Origin of the sequence: Streptococcus sp. NPS 308, assembly GCF_002355895.1 — a bacterium.
Taxonomy (GTDB): Bacteria; Bacillota; Bacilli; order Lactobacillales; family Streptococcaceae; genus Streptococcus.
Map to the genome: position 1 here is coordinate 625,479 of NZ_AP017652.1, position 16,665 is coordinate 642,143.

General features: G+C 42.3%; 12 protein-coding genes. 10 read left to right on the forward strand and 2 right to left on the reverse strand.

The annotated features are described in order from the left end of the window. Positions 1 to 12: 12 nt before the first annotated feature. On the reverse strand, positions 13 to 183 hold the full coding sequence (locus SNAG_RS03345; RefSeq protein WP_001051782.1) for a DUF3042 family protein: 171 nt from the start codon (positions 181 to 183) through the stop codon (positions 13 to 15). A gap of 120 nt (positions 184 to 303) precedes the next feature. Between SNAG_RS03345 and miaA the strand changes: the two genes are divergently transcribed. The 6 genes from miaA (at position 304) to bgaA (ending at position 12,245) form a co-directional block, all read left to right on the forward strand. After that, positions 304 to 1,188 (forward strand): tRNA (adenosine(37)-N6)-dimethylallyltransferase MiaA, encoded by an 885-nt coding sequence (miaA, locus tag SNAG_RS03350; RefSeq protein ID WP_096406533.1) that lies wholly within the window; start codon positions 304 to 306, stop codon positions 1,186 to 1,188. Next, positions 1,181 to 2,419, forward strand: a complete 1,239-nt coding sequence (gene hflX / locus SNAG_RS03355) for a GTPase HflX (RefSeq protein WP_096406536.1) — start codon at positions 1,181 to 1,183, stop codon at positions 2,417 to 2,419. The genes miaA and hflX overlap by 8 nt, the downstream gene beginning before the upstream one ends. Continuing rightward, complete coding sequence (locus SNAG_RS03360; RefSeq protein WP_096406538.1) at positions 2,412 to 3,035, forward strand: cystathionine beta-lyase; 624 nt, start codon at positions 2,412 to 2,414, stop codon at positions 3,033 to 3,035. Before hflX ends, SNAG_RS03360 begins: the two co-directional genes overlap by 8 nt. A gap of 14 nt (positions 3,036 to 3,049) precedes the next feature. Further along, positions 3,050 to 3,979: a ribonuclease Z gene (gene rnz, locus SNAG_RS03365; RefSeq protein WP_096406540.1), complete on the forward strand. Its 930-nt coding sequence runs from the start codon at positions 3,050 to 3,052 to the stop codon at positions 3,977 to 3,979. Positions 3,980 to 3,999: 20 nt separating this feature from the next. Next, the gene (locus SNAG_RS03370) at positions 4,000 to 4,755 is read left to right on the forward strand and encodes an SDR family NAD(P)-dependent oxidoreductase (RefSeq protein ID WP_096406542.1); all 756 of its coding nucleotides are present in this window, start codon (positions 4,000 to 4,002) and stop codon (positions 4,753 to 4,755) included. Positions 4,756 to 5,006: 251 nt separating this feature from the next. Then, positions 5,007 to 12,245, forward strand: a complete 7,239-nt coding sequence (gene bgaA / locus SNAG_RS03375) for an LPXTG-anchored adhesin/beta-galactosidase BgaA (protein ID WP_096406545.1) — start codon at positions 5,007 to 5,009, stop codon at positions 12,243 to 12,245. A 133-nt stretch (positions 12,246 to 12,378) separates the two neighbouring features. On the opposite strand, the gene SNAG_RS03380 is transcribed toward bgaA, so the two are convergent. Beyond that, positions 12,379 to 12,738 carry a DUF3397 domain-containing protein gene (locus SNAG_RS03380; protein WP_096406548.1) on the reverse strand — a complete coding sequence of 120 codons (360 nt, stop codon included), beginning with the start codon at positions 12,736 to 12,738 and terminating at the stop codon, positions 12,379 to 12,381. A 91-nt stretch (positions 12,739 to 12,829) separates the two neighbouring features. On the opposite strand from SNAG_RS03380, the gene SNAG_RS03385 reads away from it, so the two are divergent. From SNAG_RS03385 to SNAG_RS03400, 4 genes are read left to right on the forward strand one after another with little or no spacing between them, the layout of a single operon-like run. After that, entirely contained in the window at positions 12,830 to 13,786 is a 957-nt protein-coding gene (locus SNAG_RS03385; protein WP_096406550.1) for a TIGR01212 family radical SAM protein, read from the forward strand. Then, positions 13,770 to 14,327: a tRNA (mnm(5)s(2)U34)-methyltransferase gene (locus SNAG_RS03390; RefSeq protein WP_172842383.1), complete on the forward strand. Its 558-nt coding sequence runs from the start codon at positions 13,770 to 13,772 to the stop codon at positions 14,325 to 14,327. Before SNAG_RS03385 ends, SNAG_RS03390 begins: the two co-directional genes overlap by 17 nt. Then, entirely contained in the window at positions 14,320 to 14,574 is a 255-nt protein-coding gene (locus SNAG_RS03395) for a hypothetical protein (RefSeq protein WP_000361099.1), read from the forward strand. Before SNAG_RS03390 ends, SNAG_RS03395 begins: the two co-directional genes overlap by 8 nt. 11 nt (positions 14,575 to 14,585) lie before the next feature. Continuing rightward, positions 14,586 to 16,640, forward strand: coding sequence for a cation:proton antiporter (locus SNAG_RS03400; protein WP_096406555.1), 2,055 nt, complete (start codon positions 14,586 to 14,588; stop codon positions 16,638 to 16,640). Positions 16,641 to 16,665 lie beyond the last annotated feature (25 nt).

A 16,665-nucleotide genomic window follows, 5' to 3' on the forward strand; every position in this document is an offset into this window, starting at 1 on the left:
TTCTTTTGTTGCTTAATGTGATACGCGGCGGCGAGCTGCTTTTTTGCGGTTTTCTTCGATGAAAGCTGCTTTTTGCTCTTCTGGCTCAATCACTTTCTTTTTAATTGCGTATACTGCACCTGCAACGGCAGCGACAGTTCCTGCGACACCTGTTACAAGACCTTTAGCGAATCCTTTAGCCATGAGTCTTCCTCCTTTATCTTCCCGATCAGCCAGGCTCCTCAAGAGGTAGCATTTTTCTGACCGACCTTTTTGTGATATAATAATAGTAACGAAAAAATGGGAATTTTTCAAGGAAAAAAGATGAAAACAAAAATAATTGTGATTGTTGGACCGACTGCTGTTGGGAAAACAGCCCTGGCTATTGAAGTAGCCAAGCGCTTTGGTGGAGAGGTGGTTAGCGGTGACAGTCAGCAAGTATACAGGAGGCTAGATATTGGGACGGCCAAGGCTAGTCCAGAGGAGCAAGCTGCAGTTCCTCATCATTTGATTGATGTCAGAGAGGTGACCGAGTCTTACTCGGCTTTTGATTTTGTTTCAGAAGCTAAGAAAGCTATTGAGGATATTAAAAGCCGTGGCAAGCTAGCTATTATCGCTGGAGGAACAGGGCTTTATATTCAGAGCCTCTTGGAAGGCTACCATCTAGGTGGGGAGACACCTCATGAGGAGATATTAGCCTATCGAGCTAGTTTAGAGCCTTATTCAGATGAGGAATTAGTCCATCTCGTGAAGCAAGCTGGCCTTGAAATTCCCCAGTTTAACCGTCGTCGTGCTATGCGGGCCTTGGAAATCGCCCATTTTGCTCAGGATTTGGAGAATCAAGAGACTTTGTATCAACCGTTGATTATCTGCTTGGATGATGAACGCAGTAAACTCTATGAGCGTATCAACCACCGAGTGGATTTGATGTTTGAGGCCGGGCTTTTGGCCGAGGCTAAGTGGCTTTTTGACCATTATCCAGATGTGCAGGCTGCCAAAGGCATTGGCTACAAGGAACTTTTTCCTTATTTTCGTGGGGAGCAGACACTCGAGGAAGCCAGCGAGAGTCTTAAACAGGCAACGCGTCGTTTTGCTAAGCGCCAGCTGACCTGGTTCCGTAATCGCATGCAGGTGACCTTTTATCAAATCGGAGAGTCTGGCGTGAAGGACCGCATTCTAAGCCAGATTGAGGAGTTTTTAAATGATTGAAACGGAGAAAAAAGAGGAACGGGTCCTGCTGATTGGTGTTGAGCTACAAGGCATGGATAATTTTGACCTCTCCATGGAAGAATTGGCCAGTCTAGCTAAGACAGCTGGGGCAGTTGTTGTAGATAGCTACAGGCAAAAACGTGAAAAGTATGATTCCAAGACTTTTGTTGGCTCTGGTAAGTTGGAAGAAATTGCGCGAATGGTGGATGCTGAGGAAATTACTACTGTCATCGTCAATAATCGCTTGACTCCACGGCAAAATGTCAATTTGGAGGAAATTCTTGGAGTAAAAGTCATTGACCGTATGCAGTTGATTTTGGACATCTTTGCCATGCGGGCTCGTAGCCATGAAGGGAAACTCCAAGTTCATTTGGCTCAGCTTAAGTACCTCTTACCTCGCTTGGTGGGACAAGGGATTATGCTTAGTCGTCAGGCAGGGGGAATTGGTTCCCGTGGTCCAGGTGAGAGTCAGTTGGAACTGAACCGACGTAGTGTTCGCAACCAGATTACAGATATCGAACGTCAACTCAAGGTGGTTGAGAAAAACCGAGCGACAGTTCGAGAAAAACGTTTGGAATCAAGTACCTTTAAGATTGGTTTGATAGGTTACACTAATGCTGGGAAGTCAACTATTATGAATATTTTGACCAGCAAGACCCAGTATGAAGCGGATGAGCTTTTTGCAACTCTAGATGCAACAACTAAAAGCATCCATCTGGGGGGCAATCTACAGGTAACCTTGACAGATACCGTTGGATTTATCCAAGATCTACCGACAGAGTTGGTGTCAAGTTTCAAGTCTACCTTGGAAGAAAGCAAGCATGTAGACCTTCTAGTTCATGTCATTGATGCCAGCAATCCTTATCATGAGGAGCATGAAAAAACGGTTCTGTCTATCATGAAAGATTTGGACATGGAGGATATTCCTCGTTTGACCCTTTATAATAAAGCGGATTTGGTGGAGGATTTCACGCCTACTCAAACACCTTATGCCCTCATTTCTGCCAAGTCGAAGTATAGTCGTGAGCAGTTGCAGGCTTTATTTTTAGAGAAAATCAAGGATATTTTTGAAGCATTTACCCTGCGCGTCCCTTTTTCTAAGTCCTACAAGATTCATGATTTGGAAAGTGTAGCGATTCTTGAAGATCGTGACTACCAAGATGACGGCGAAGTCATCACAGGCTTCATTTCTGAGAAAAATAAATGGAGATTAGAAGAATTTTATGACTGATATCAAATCATTAGCTCTCAAGTATGGTGGCTATACAAGTTTAGACAAGGTCTATCTGGACCAGCTTTTAGCTGGTAGGTCTGAAGAGGAGCAACTAGCTCTCATTACACCTCCACCCAGCGTAGTGAATGCCTACTTTGCCGAGCTGTACCAGAAAAAGAGCCCTCAAGCTGCGACGGATTATTATTCAGAACTTAGTCAGGAACTGAACCTCTATAATGCTGAACCAAGTTTCACTCTAGAAAGCAAGCCCTTTATTCGCCTCAATCTATCAGGAAAATCTTTTGGCTTTTGCTATGAGGAAGAAGGACTAGGTCGCATTTTCTCAGAGACTGAGGAAGCAATTACGGATGAATTACTCTTTGAGATTGCGCAAATTTTCCCTCATCAGTTGGTCTTTGAAAAGTCTGGAAAGATTTACATGAAAGCTGTCGGGGACGAGGAAGTGGTTAGTGTAGAAAATCTCACAGCTTTAACAGATTTGGAAAGCTTAGCTGATGGTCGCAAGCGTCTCAAAGGCTACAGCCAAGAGGATTTACTGCAAGAAGCTGCTGCTTTTTCTGGCAAGCGCTATTTCCGATCGGAAAACCGCACCGCTATGTTATATATTGATTAATTAGAAAGTATCGAATGGATATTCAATTTTTAGGAACGGGGGCTGGTCAGCCCTCCAAAGCCCGCAACGTTTCAAGCCTCGCCCTCAAACTCTTGGACGAGATTAACGAAGTCTGGCTCTTTGACTGTGGAGAAGGGACGCAAAATCGCATTCTGGAAACTACGATTCGACCACGAAAAATCAGCAAAATCTTTATCACCCATTTACATGGAGACCACATCTTTGGATTGCCTGGTTTTCTTTCTAGTCGTGCTTTTCAGGCTAATGAAGAGCAGACAGATTTGGACATCTATGGACCGCAAGGGATCAAGTCCTTTGTCTTAACTAGTTTACGTGTGTCAGGTTCTCGTTTGCCTTACCGCATTCATTTTCATGAGTTTGACCAAAATTCACTAGGGAAAATCCTTGAGACCGATAAATTCACTGTGTACGCAGAGGAACTGGACCACACTATTTTCTGTGTTGGTTATCGTGTCATGCAAAAGGATCTTGAAGGAACTTTGGATGCTGAAAAACTTAAGGCTGCTGGTGTTCCATTTGGCCCGCTTTTTGGAAAAATCAAAAACGGTCAGGATGTTGTTCTGGAAGATGGAACTCAAATTAAGGCAGCAGACTATATTTCAGCTCCTCGTCCGGGAAAGATTATTACCATTCTTGGTGACACCCGAAAAACCAATGCCAGTGTCCGTCTAGCTGTCAACGCTGATGTCCTTGTCCATGAGTCCACTTATGGCAAGGGCGATGAAAAAATCGCTCGTAATCATGGTCATTCTACTAACATGCAGGCTGCTCAGGTTGCTGCAGAAGCTGGAGCCAAACGCCTCTTGCTCAACCATATCAGTGCCCGTTTCCTTTCAAAAGATATCAGCCAGCTTAAGAAAGATGCTGCAACGATTTTTGAAAATGTCCATGTGGTTAAAGACTTGGAAGAAGTGGAAATCTAAAAGATTGAAAAAGGATAAGTATGCGAACAATTCTCATTACAGGTGCTAGCGGTGGCTTAGCCCAAGAAATGGTCAAACTTTTGCCAGATGACCAACTCATCTTACTAGGTAGAAATAAGGAAAAACTAGGACAACTCTATGGAAATCATGCCCATGTGGAATTGATTGAAATCGACATTACCGATGACTCGATCCTAGAGGATCTGGTAACTGACCTCTATCTCCGCTATGGTAAGATTGATGTCTTGATTAACAATGCTGGTTATGGAATATTTGAAGAATTTGACAAGATTTCTAATCAAGACATTCACCAGATGTTCGAGGTCAATACCTTTGCCCTGATGAATCTGTCTCGTCGCCTTGCGGAGCGCATGAAGGAAAGTCGAAAAGGCCATATCATCAATATCGTCAGCATGGCAGGATTGATTGCAACAGCTAAGTCTAGCCTCTACTCAGCGACCAAGTTTGCGGCTATTGGTTTTTCCAATGCTCTACGCCTCGAACTCATGCCTGATGGAGTCTATGTGACAACAGTCAATACAGGACCGATTCGTACTGCCTTTTTTGACCAGGCAGACCCAGATGGGACCTACCTCAAGTCGGTTGACCGCTTTCTCTTAGAACCAGATGCAGTGGCTAGAAAGATTGTCAAAACCATAGGAAAAAACAAACGGGAACTCAATCTCCCAGTTTTGTTGAACCTAGCCCATAAGTTTTATACCCTCTTTCCCAAGCTAGCTGATAAGTTGGCAGGGGGAATCTTTAACTATAAGTAAAAGGAGTTCCTTTTGTAAGGAACTTTTTTATGATATTTTACTGAGTGACAAGAAATGTTTGTTTTTTTGTTCTAAATCTACATTCACATTTTTTGAATCTTCTACAAATTTTAGAAAAAACAATCAAAAATATGATTTTTTGTGTTTAGGGTATTGAAATTTCCTATATTATTTTATAAAATAAGGATAAAAGGCTATAAAAAAGTAATGCGCTTGCAAAGAAATGGAAGCGGTTACTAAAGGAGGATTTTATGGAAAAAGGCTTTTGGAATCGTAAAAGAGTATACAGTATTCGTAAGTTTGCTGTAGGAGCTTGCTCTGTCATGATTGGAACCTGTGCTTTTCTATTTGGAGGAAGTGTTGTTGGAGAATCACCAGTTTTTGCCGATGAAACTCCTATTGCGCACACTGTAGAACAAGCAAAAGAGGAAAGTCCAGCAGTGGAGGAAAAACAGGATCAAGCAGTAGTAGAGAATAACGAGGCTGTAAGTGTCGATCAAGGTCAAGCTGCTCAAATTGAAGAAAGCAAACTAGAGAAGAAAGAAGATGAACCTGTAGCTCCGAAAGAGGAGAAAGCGTCACTAAAACCTGAAGAAACAGCTCCAAAGGTAGAATCTCAAGCTTCAAGTCAAGAAAAACCTATTAAGGAAGATTTGAAAGCTGCGACAAATGAAGAAGTAAATCAAATGATTGAAGACAGAAAAGTGAATTTTAATCAAAATTGGCACTTTAAACTCAATGCGAACTCTAAAGAAGCTGTGAAACCAGATGCAGATGTTTCGTCATGGAAAAAATTGGATCTACCACACGACTGGAGTATCTTTAACGATTTTGACCATCAATCACCTGCCCAAAACGAAGGTGGACAGCTCAATGGTGGTGAAGCTTGGTATCGTAAGACTTTTAAACTTGATGAAAAAGATCTCAAGAAGAATGTTCGTGTGACCTTTGATGGTGTCTACATGGATTCTCAAGTCTTTGTCAATGGCCAGTTAGTGGGACATTATCCAAACGGTTATAACCAGTTCTCATACGATATTACCAAATACCTCCACAAAGATGGTCGTGAGAATGTGATTGCTGTCCATGCAATCAACAAACAACCAAGTAGCCGTTGGTATTCAGGTAGCGGTATCTACCGTGATGTGACCTTGCAAGTGACAGATAAGGTTCATGTTGAGAAAAATGGTACAACCATCTTAACGCCAAAACTAGAACAACAGCAACATGGCAAGGTTGAAACACATGTGACCAGCAAAATCGTCAATACAGACGATAAAGACCATGAACTTGTAGCAGAGTATCAAATCGTTGAACGTGGTGGTCAGGCTGTAACAGGCTTGGTTCGTACAGCGAGTCGTACCTTGAAAGCACATGAATCAACAAGCCTAGATGCGATTTTAGAAGTTGAAAGACCAAAACTCTGGACAGTTTTAAATGATAAACCTGCCTTGTACGAATTGATTACGCGTGTTTACCGTGATGGTCAGTTGGTGGATGCTAAGAAGGATCTGTTTGGTTACCGTTACTATCACTGGACTCCAAATGAAGGTTTCTCTTTGAATGGTGAACGCATTAAATTCCATGGAGTTTCCTTGCACCATGACCACGGAGCACTTGGAGCAGAAGAAAACTATAAGGCAGAATACCGTCGTCTCAAACAAATGAAGGAGATGGGGGTCAACTCCATCCGTACAACCCACAACCCTGCTAGTGAGCAAACCTTGCAAATCGCTGCAGAACTTGGTTTGCTGGTTCAGGAAGAGGCCTTTGATACTTGGTATGGTGGAAAGAAACCTTATGACTATGGTCGTTTCTTTGAAAAAGATGCCACTCACCCAGAAGCTCGAAAAGGCGAAAAATGGTCTGATTTTGACCTACGTACCATGGTCGAAAGAGGCAAGAACAACCCAGCTATCTTCATGTGGTCGATTGGTAATGAAATCGGTGAAGCTAATGGGGATGCCCACTCTCTAGCAACTGTTAAACGTTTGGTCAAAGTTATCAAGGATGTTGATAAGACTCGTTACGTTACCATGGGTGCAGATAAGTTCCGTTTCGGTAATGGTAGTGGTGGACATGAGAAAATTGCTGATGAACTGGATGCGGTTGGATTCAACTATTCTGAAGACAACTACAAAGCTCTTCGTGCAAAACATCCTAACTGGTTGATTTACGGTTCTGAGACATCTTCAGCTACCCGTACACGTGGAAGTTACTATCGCCCTGAACAGGAATTGAAACATAGTAACGGACCTGAGCGTCATTACGAACAGTCTGATTATGGAAATGACCGTGTTGGTTGGGGTAAAACTGCAACCGCTTCATGGACTTTTGACCGTGACAATGCTGGTTACGCAGGACAATTTATCTGGACTGGTACAGACTATATCGGGGAGCCTACACCATGGCACAACCAAAACCATACACCAGTTAAGAGTTCTTACTTTGGTATTGTTGATACAGCTGGTATTCCAAAACATGACTTCTACCTCTACCAAAGCCAATGGGTTTCTGTTAAGAAGAAACCAATGGTTCACCTTCTTCCTCACTGGAACTGGGAGAATAGAGACTTGGCCTCTAAAGTAGAAGATGCACAAGGAAAGATTCCAGTTCGCGCTTACTCTAATGCTGCAAGTGTTGAATTGTTCTTGAACGGTCAATCTCTCGGAGTTAAGACCTTCAACAAAAAACAAACTAGCGATGGACGCACTTACCAAGAAGGTGCCAATGCCAAGGAACTCTACCTTGAGTGGAAGGTTGCTTACCAACCAGGTACTTTAGAAGCAGTAGCTCGTGATGAAGCTGGTAAAGAAATTGCACGTGATAAGATCACTACTGCAGGCCAACCAGCAGGTGTTCGCCTCGTCAAGGAAGAGCATGCAATCGCAGCAGATGGAAAAGACTTGACCTACATCTACTACGAAATCGTAGACAGTGAAGGAAATGTGGTACCAACTGCCAATAAATTGGTTCGTTTCCAATTGCATGGACAAGGTCAACTGGTCGGTGTCGATAATGGGGAACAAGCCAGTCGTGAACGTTATAAGGCACAAGCAGATGGTTCTTGGATTCGCAGAGCCTTTAACGGTAAAGGGGTTGCCATTGTTAAATCAACTGAGCAAGCAGGCAAATTCACGCTAACAGCCCATTCAGATCTCTTGAAATCGGACCAAGTCACCGTCTTTACTGGTAAGAAAGAAGGACAAGAAAAGACTGTTTTAGGTACAGAGGTGCCAAAAGTACGTACTGTTATTGAGAAAGAGCCAAAAATGCCGAAGACAGTCGGTTTTATCTACAGTGATGGCAGTCGTGAAAAACGTCCAGTAACTTGGTCTTCAGTTGATGTGAGCCAAGCAGGAGTTGTGACTGTTAAAGGTATGGCAGACGGACGCGAAGTTGAGGCCCGTGTCGAAATTCTAGCAATTGCAAATGAGCTTCCAACTGTTAAGCGTGTTGCTCCAGGAACAGACTTGAGCGCTGTTGACAAATACGTTTCTATTGCTGTAACGGATGGAAGCGTTCAAGAATACGAAGTTGATAAGTGGGAGATTGCGGAAACAGATAAAGCTAAACTGTCAGTTGCAGGATCACGTATTCCAATGACTGGCCAACTGGGTGGTGAGACTATTCACGCTACCCTTGTAGTAGAAGAAGGTGAGGCTGCGGCACCTGCAGTACCAACTGTAACGGTTGGTGGTGAAGCTGTCACTGGTCTTACTACTCAAAATCCAATGCAATATCGAACTCTTGCTTACGGTGCATCCTTGCCAGAAGTTGTAGCAAGTGCTGAAAATGCGGATGTTACTGTAGTCCAAGCAAGTGCAGCAAACGGCATGCGCGCAAGCATCTATGTTCAACCAAAAGATGGTGGCCCTCTTCAAACCTATGCAATTCAATTCCTTGAAGAAGCACCAAAAATTGACCACTTGAGCCTACAAGTAGAGCAAGCTAACGCACTTAAAGAAGACCAAACAGTGAAATTGTCCGTCCTCGCTCACTATCAAGACGGAACACAAGCAGTTTTACCAGCTGATAAAGTAACCTTCTCTACAAGTGGTGAAGGGGAAGTCGCAGTTCGTAAAGGAATGCTTGAGTTACATAAGCCTGGAGCAGTCACTCTGAAAGCGGAATATGAGGGAGCTAAAGGCCAAGTTGAACTCACTATCCAAGCCAATACTGAGACGAAGGTTGCGCAATCTATCCGTCCAGTAAATGTAGTGACAGACTTGCATCAAGAACCTACTCTTCCAACAACAGTAACTGTTGAGTATGACAAAGGTTTCCCTAAAACTCATAAAGTCATTTGGCAAGCTATTCCGAAAGAAAAACTAGACTCCTATCAAACCTTTGAAGTACTAGGTAAAGTTGAAGGGATTGACCTTGAAGCGCGTGCTAAAGTCTCTGTAGAAGGTATTGTTTCTGTTGAAGAAGTCAGTGTGACAACACCAATCGCTGAAGCACCACAATTACCAGAAAGTGTTCGTACCTACGATTCAAATGGTCACGTTTCATCAGCTAAGGTTACTTGGGATACGATTCGTTCAGAGCAATACGCCAAGGAAGGTGTCTTTACAGTTAATGGTCGCCTAGAAGGTACGCAATTAACTACCAAACTTCATGTTCGTGTGTCTGCTCAAACTGAGCAAGGAGCAAATATTTCTGACCAATGGACCGGTTCAGAATTGCCACTTGCCTTTGCTTCAGACTCAAATCCAAGCGACCCTGTTTCAAATGTCAACGATAAATTGATTTCCTTTAATGACCGACCAGCCAACCGTTGGACAAACTGGAATCGTACTAATCCAGAAGCTTCAGTCGGTGTCCTATTCGGAGATTCAGGTATCTTGAGCAAACGTTCTGTTGATAATCTAAGTGTCGGATTCCACGAAGACCACGGAGTTGGTGTACCTAAGTCTTATGTGATTGAGTATTATGTTGGTAAGACTGTTCCAACAGCTCCTAAAAATCCTAGCTTTGTAGGTGAGGAAAACCATGTCTTTAACGATCCTGCAAACTGGAAAGAGGTAAGCAATCTCAAAGCACCAGCTCAATTAAAAGCTGGAGAAATGAATCATTTCAGTTTTGATAAAGTTGATACCTATGCGGTTCGCATTCGTATGGTTCGACTTGATAGCAAGAAAGGAACATCTATCACAGAGGTACAAATCTTTGCGAAACAAGTTGCGGCAGCCAAACAAGGACAAACGAGAATCCAAGTTGACGGTAAAGAATTAGCAAACTTCAACCCTGATTTGACAGACTACTATCTTGAGTCTGTAGATGGAAAAGTTCCTACAGTAACAGCAAGTGTTAGCAACAATGGTCTTGCGACGGTTGTTCCAAGCGTTCGTGAAGGTGAGCCAGTTCGTGTCATCGCGAAAGCTGAAAATGGTGACATCTTAGGAGAATACCGTCTACATTTCACTAAGGACAAAGACTTACTTTCTCGTAAACCTCTTGCTGCGGTTAAACAAGCACGTTTGGTACAAGTAGGTCAACCACTTGAATTGCCAACTAAGGTTCCGGTTTACTTCACAGGTAAAGACGGCTATGAAACAAAAGACTTGGCAGTTGAATGGGAAGAAGTTCCAGCAGAAAATCTGACAAAAGCAGGTCAATTTACTGTTCGAGGTCGTGTCCTTGGTAGTGACCTCGTTGCGGAATTCTCTGTACGAGTGACAGACAAACTTGGTGAGGCCCTCTCAGAAAACCCTAACTATGATGAAAATAGTAACCAAGCCTTTGCCTCAGCAACTAATGATATTGACGACAGTTCTCATGACCGTGTTGACTATATCAATGATAGAGATCATTCTGAAAATCGTCGTTGGACAAACTGGTCTCCAACACCATCTTCTAATCCAGAAGTATCAGCGGGTGTGATCTTCCGTGAAAATGGTAAGATTGTAGAACGGACTGTTGCTCAAGCTAAACTTCACTTCTTTGCAGATAGTGGTACGGATGCACCATCTAAACTCGTTTTAGAACGCTATGTCGGTCCAGAGTTTGAAGTGCCAACCTACTATTCAAACTACCAAGCCTACGACGCAGACCATCCATTCAACAATCCAGAAAATTGGGAAGCTGTTCCTTATCGTGCGGATAAAGACATTGAAGCCGGTGATGAAATTAACGTTACCTTTAAAGCTGTCAAAGCCAAAGCCATGAGATGGCGTATGGAGCGCAAAGCGGATAAGAAGGGTGTTGCGATAATTGAGATGACCTTCCTTGCTCCAAGCGAATTGCCTCAAGAAAGCACTCAATCGAAGATTCTTGTAGATGGAAAAGAACTTCCTGATTTCGCTGAAAACCGTCAAGACTATCAAGTAACTTATAGCGGACAACGTCCAAAAGTTTCAGTTGAGGAAACAGACCAAGTGGCTTCAACAGTTGTAGATAGCGGAGACGATAGCCTTCCAGTACTTGTTCGTCTTGTTTCAGAAAGTGGAAAACAAGTCAAGGAATACCGTATCCAGTTGACCAAGGAAAAACCAGTTTCTGAGAAGACAGTTGCTGCTGTACAAGAAGAACTTCCAAAACTCGAATTTGTTGAAAACGATTTGGCCTACAAGACAGTTGAGAAAAAGGATTCAACGCTGTATCTAGGAGAAACTCGTGTAGAACAAGAAGGAAAAGTTGGTAAAGAACGTATCTTTTCAGCGATTAATCCTGATGGAAGTAAAGAAGAAAAACTTCGGGAAGTGGTAGAGGCTCCGACAGACCGCATCGTCTTGGTCGGAACAAAACCAGGAACCTCTCTTCCAGAAGACGAAGTGAAGAACCTAGTCCTTAACAGACCAGAACTTGTAGTTGAAGAAGAAACCATCGACTTCAAGGTTCAGGAGCGTAAGTCTGATAAGTTGTACCTAGGAGAAACTCGTGTTGTCCAAGAAGGTCAAAAAGGTATCCGTCTTCACTTGATTGAAGTGGAAAATGGAAAACGTCAGCTTAAAGAAACTTACGATAAAGTCGCTGTTCAAGATCGTATAGTAGAAGTTGGTACTAAACCAGGAACTTCTCTTCCAGAAGACGAAGTTAAGAACCTCGTTCTTAATCTTCCTGAGCTTATCTCAGAAGAAGAAATCATTGATTTCAAAGTTCAGGAACAAAAGAATGACAAACTTCCAGCAGGTCAAACTCGCATCCTTCAAGAAGGAAGACAAGGTATCCGTGTTCACTTAATCGAAGTTGAAAATGGCAAGCGAACTGAAAAAGATAGCTATGATAAAGTTATAGCTCAGGATCGCATCATCGAAGTCGGTACAGCTGGTGAAACGACCAAACCAGTACCTCAAGAAATTACAAAACCACAAGTATCAGAAAAAGCAGATACAAAAGAAATTGCTTCAAGTAAAGCTAATCAAGCTCAAAAAGAGCAGTTGCCAAATACAGGAAGTGCTGCAAGCCAAGTAGCAGTAGCAGCAGGTTTAGCTCTTCTCGGTTTGGGTGCAGGCTTAGTCGCCACTAAAGGCAAAAAAGAAGATTAGAGTTTAGTATTTTCAGGCTGTAGAATGCCTTATAGCTTAAAAGAGGCTGTGACAAAAAGACCAGAGGCTTCCTCTGGTCTTTTTAAGTATAGGAGTAAAAGAAAAACCCGGTAATTAAATACAGGGTTAGTGATCATTTTACCATCATCAATTCGACAATCATAGCTATGTAGATAATCAGGGTAAGGAGAAAACCAGCTCTCCAGAAGAATTTGATAAATTTAGGGTAGTAAAAACTTCTTTTTTTGAGGAGAAAAAAGATAACTAGGAGGATTGCTAGGAGAGAAAGGGTAACACCAAGTCGCGGTAGAAAGTTGTGGGTAAAGGCTTTAGCAGTGATAAGGTAGTACTCGAATACCAAAAGTGGAAAAGCTAAATCCGCGAAATTAAATCCTATTTTCCTAAGTCCGAAAAGCTTGGTGACAATAAAGCAAACTACCAAGGTTAAAATCAATAATAAAATAGATGCTATTTTCATTAAAATCATACCCATATTGTATCATAAAAAATCACTAAAGGAAACGAGAAACAGAGGATTTTATGGCAAAGGCAGGCTTTTGAGATTGTTAGTGATTTTTGTTATAATGAAGGTTATGAAATCTTATAATACCTTGAATGATTATTATCGAAAACTTTTTGGAGAAAAGACTTTTAAAGTTCCTATTGACGCAGGGTTTGACTGTCCAAATCGGGATGGAACTGTGGCTCATGGGGGCTGTACCTTTTGTACGGTTTCGGGTTCTGGAGATGCCATTGTAGCACCAGATGCCCCTATCCGTGAGCAATTTTATAAGGAAATCGACTTTATGCACCGCAAGTGGCCGGATGTTAAAAAGTATCTGGTTTATTTTCAAAACTTTACCAATACCCATGAAAAGGTGGAAGTGATTCGGGAGCGTTATGAACAAGCCATCAACGAACCTGGTGTAGTGGGAATCAATATCGGAACGCGGCCAGACTGTTTACCCAATGAAACCATCGAATATTTGGCTGAGTTGTCAGAACGAATGCATGTGACGGTGGAATTAGGCTTACAGACTACATATGAGACAACCTCTGACTTGATTAACCGTGCCCATTCTTATAAATTGTATGTAGAAACAGTCAAACGCTTGAGGAAATATCCTAAGATTGAGATTGTTTCCCATCTGATCAACGGACTGCCTGGGGAAACTCATGAGATGATGGTCGAAAATGTTCGCCGTTGTGTCACCGATAATGATATTCAAGGAATTAAACTGCACTTGCTTCACCTCATGACCAATACACGGATGCAAAGAGATTACCACGAAGGACGCTTGCAACTAATGAGTCAGGACGAATATGTCAAGGTCATTTGTGATCAGCTAGAAATCATTCCCAAGCATATCGTTATTCATCGGATCACAGGAGATGCACCTAGAGATATGTTGATTGGCCCCATGTGGAGCCTCAATAAATGGGAAGTGCTAAATGCTATTGAAACTGAGATGAGACGTCGAGGAAGTGTTCAAGGATGCAAGGTTGTAAAACAGGAGTTTGGAAATGAAAAGACCACTTGAGATGGCACATGATTTTTTGGCTGAAGTCGTGACAAAAGAGGATATCGTTGTGGATGCGACCATGGGGAATGGACATGACACGCTTTTTTTAGCCAAGCTAGCCAAGCAAGTCTATGCCTTTGATATTCAAGAGCAAGCTTTGGAGAAAACCCAAGACCGTTTAAATGAAGCAGGTTTAGAAAATGTCCAGTTGATTTTGAAAGGGCATGAGACACTTGACCAGTTTGTGACAGAAGCTAAGGCAGGGATTTTTAATCTGGGTTATTTGCCTTCTGCTGACAAATCCGTCATCACCAAACCTCAGACTACCATGGAAGCACTTGAAAAGCTCTGTCATTTGCTTGTCAAGGGTGGACGGATTGCCATTATGATTTATTATGGTCATGAGGGAGGAGACACCGAGAGGGATGCTGTTTTGGACTTTGTGAGTCAGTTGAACCAACAAGAGTACACAGTTGTGATTTATCGAACCCTCAACCAAGTCAATAATCCCCCGTTTTTAGTTATGATTGAGAAATTAGAAAGATATAGGCATGGATAAACAATACCTACGTGAGAAATTAGAGGCTATGCGCCAAAATTTTGTTGAGTCAACGCAGCATGAGCGAGCGGTTGGAGTACTCGACGAGGAGCATATGAGTAAGAAAATGCTCAAAATCAAGAAAAAGTTAGTAGCTCTTGAAATGGAACGGTGCCAGAAAAAAATTGAGCACAAAGACTGTTCCAAGATTGATCAGAAAATCCAAGAGCAGAAGGAGATATTTGAATCTTGCTGTAAAAAAGACTAAGGAGGAATTGCGTGGAATTACTCATTTACCTGATTCTATTTTTATTTGTCTTAATTGTTTCCAGTACGACTAATAAACTCTTGCCTTTTTTGCCCCTTCCCCTAGTACAAATCCTTTTGGGAATTGGCATTGGTCTCTTTTTGCCAAATACTGAATATCATCTCAATACCGAGCTGTTTTTGGCAGTTGTTATTGGTCCCCTACTCTTTCGTGAAGCTCAAGAAGCAGATATTACATCTGTTTTAAAACACTGGCGTATCATTGTCTACTTAATATTTCCAGTGATTTTCATCTCGACCTTGAGTTTGGGAGCCTTGGCTCATTTCCTTTGGCTCAGCCTTCCCTTAGCCGCCTGCGTGGCTGTTGGTGCAGCGCTTGGTCCGACGGATTTGGTAGCCTTTGCTTCTCTGTCTGAGCGTTTTAGTTTCCCAAAGCGGGTATCTAATATCCTCAAAGGAGAAGGACTTTTAAATGACGCTTCTGGCTTGGTAGCCTTTCGAGTGGCTCTGGCTGCCTGGACAACAGGTGCTTTTTCTCTTAGTCAGGCTGGGACTTCTTTAGCCCTGTCTATCATAGGTGGTTTTGCGGTCGGCTTTGTGACGGCAATGATCAATCGTTTCCTACATACATTTTTACTGAGTGTGCGAGCGACGGATATAGCCAGTGAACTTTTGCTTGAACTGAGTTTGCCTCTTATGACCTTTTTTATCGCCGAAGAAATCCATGTTTCAGGGATTATCGCAGTTGTAGTTGCAGGGATTTTGAAGGCCAGTCGTTTCAAGAAAATCACACTACTTGAAGCCCAAGTTGATACCGTTACTGATACTGTTTGGCATACCGTGACCTTTATGCTCAATGGATCTGTCTTTGTCATCTTGGGAATAGAATTGGAAATGATAGCAGAACCTATTCTGACTAATCCCCTTTATAATCCCCTACTTTTATTGGTATCGGTTGTTTTACTGACACTTTTACTTTTTGCCATTCGCTTTGTCATGATTTATGGCTTCTATATTTGGAGAACTCGACGGCTCAAGAAAAATCTTCGTAATTACATGAAGGATATGCTTCTTTTGACCTTCTCTGGTGTAAAAGGAACGGTATCTATTGCAACCATTCTTCTCATACCTAGTAATCTAGAGCAGGAGTATCCCCTCTTACTTTTCCTTGTAGCGGGTGTCACGCTATTAAGCTTTCTAACAGGTCTCTTAGTTCTTCCCCACCTTTCCGAGGAGCAAGAAGAAACCAAGGATTACCTCATGCACATTGCAATTTTAAATGAGGTCACAGGAGAGTTAGAAAAAGAACTGGAAGGGCATAAGAACAAACTACCCCTTTATGCGGCTATTGATAATTATCACGGTCGAATTGAAAACCTAATCCTTAGTCAAGAAAATAAAAGCGCCCAAGAAGACTGGGAGGCTTTAAAACTCCTCATCTTGAGTATCGAAAGCGATGGTTTAGAGCAGGCTTACGAGGAAGGGAAAATCGGTGAGCGTGGCTATCAAGTTTACCAACGCTATTTGAAAAATATGGAACAGAGCATCAATCGCAAGGTGGCTTCGCGCCTAACATATTACTTCCTTGTATCCCTCCGTATCTTGCGTTTTGTCTTGCATGAATTGCTGACCTTTGGCCAGACCTTCCGTAGTTGGAATGACAAGGAGCAACGTCGCCTTCGAGCTCTTGACTATGATCAAATATCCGAACTTTATCTGGAGAATACGGAGTTGATTATCGAAAGTTTGGAAAACCTAAAAGGAATCTACAAGAGTAGTCTGATTAGCTTTATGCAGGAGTCTCGCTTGCGTGAAACAGCTATTATCGGTAGTGGGGCCTTTGTCGAACGTGTTATCACTCGTATCAAACCAAACAATATCGATGAAATGCTAAGAGGTTACTACCTAGAACGTAAGTTAATCTTTGAATACGAAGAGAAGAAATTGATTACGACCAAGTATGCCAAGAAATTACGGCAAAATGTCAACAATCTTGAAAATTATTCTCTAAAAGAAGCCGCAAATACCCTACCCTATGATATGATGGAATTAGTCAGAAGAAATTAGTTTAGAAAATCAAATTGTATTAGGA

Excerpts from the sequence above, each read along its gene's own strand:
- SNAG_RS03345 (WP_001051782.1), bottom strand. The coding sequence starts at position 183 with ATGGCTAAAGGATTCGCTAAAGGTCTTGTAACAGGTGTCGCAGGAACT.
- SNAG_RS03370 (WP_096406542.1), top strand. The coding sequence starts at position 4,000 with ATGCGAACAATTCTCATTACAGGTGCTAGCGGTGGCTTAGCCCAAGAA.
- hflX (WP_096406536.1), top strand. The coding sequence starts at position 1,181 with ATGATTGAAACGGAGAAAAAAGAGGAACGGGTCCTGCTGATTGGTGTT.
- rnz (WP_096406540.1), top strand. The coding sequence starts at position 3,050 with ATGGATATTCAATTTTTAGGAACGGGGGCTGGTCAGCCCTCCAAAGCC.
- miaA (WP_096406533.1), top strand. The coding sequence starts at position 304 with ATGAAAACAAAAATAATTGTGATTGTTGGACCGACTGCTGTTGGGAAA.
- SNAG_RS03395 (WP_000361099.1), top strand. The coding sequence starts at position 14,320 with ATGGATAAACAATACCTACGTGAGAAATTAGAGGCTATGCGCCAAAAT.
- SNAG_RS03360 (WP_096406538.1), top strand. The coding sequence starts at position 2,412 with ATGACTGATATCAAATCATTAGCTCTCAAGTATGGTGGCTATACAAGT.
- SNAG_RS03380 (WP_096406548.1), bottom strand. The coding sequence starts at position 12,738 with ATGGGTATGATTTTAATGAAAATAGCATCTATTTTATTATTGATTTTA.
- SNAG_RS03390 (WP_172842383.1), top strand. The coding sequence starts at position 13,770 with ATGAAAAGACCACTTGAGATGGCACATGATTTTTTGGCTGAAGTCGTG.
- SNAG_RS03385 (WP_096406550.1), top strand. The coding sequence starts at position 12,830 with ATGAAGGTTATGAAATCTTATAATACCTTGAATGATTATTATCGAAAA.
- bgaA (WP_096406545.1), top strand. The coding sequence starts at position 5,007 with ATGGAAAAAGGCTTTTGGAATCGTAAAAGAGTATACAGTATTCGTAAG.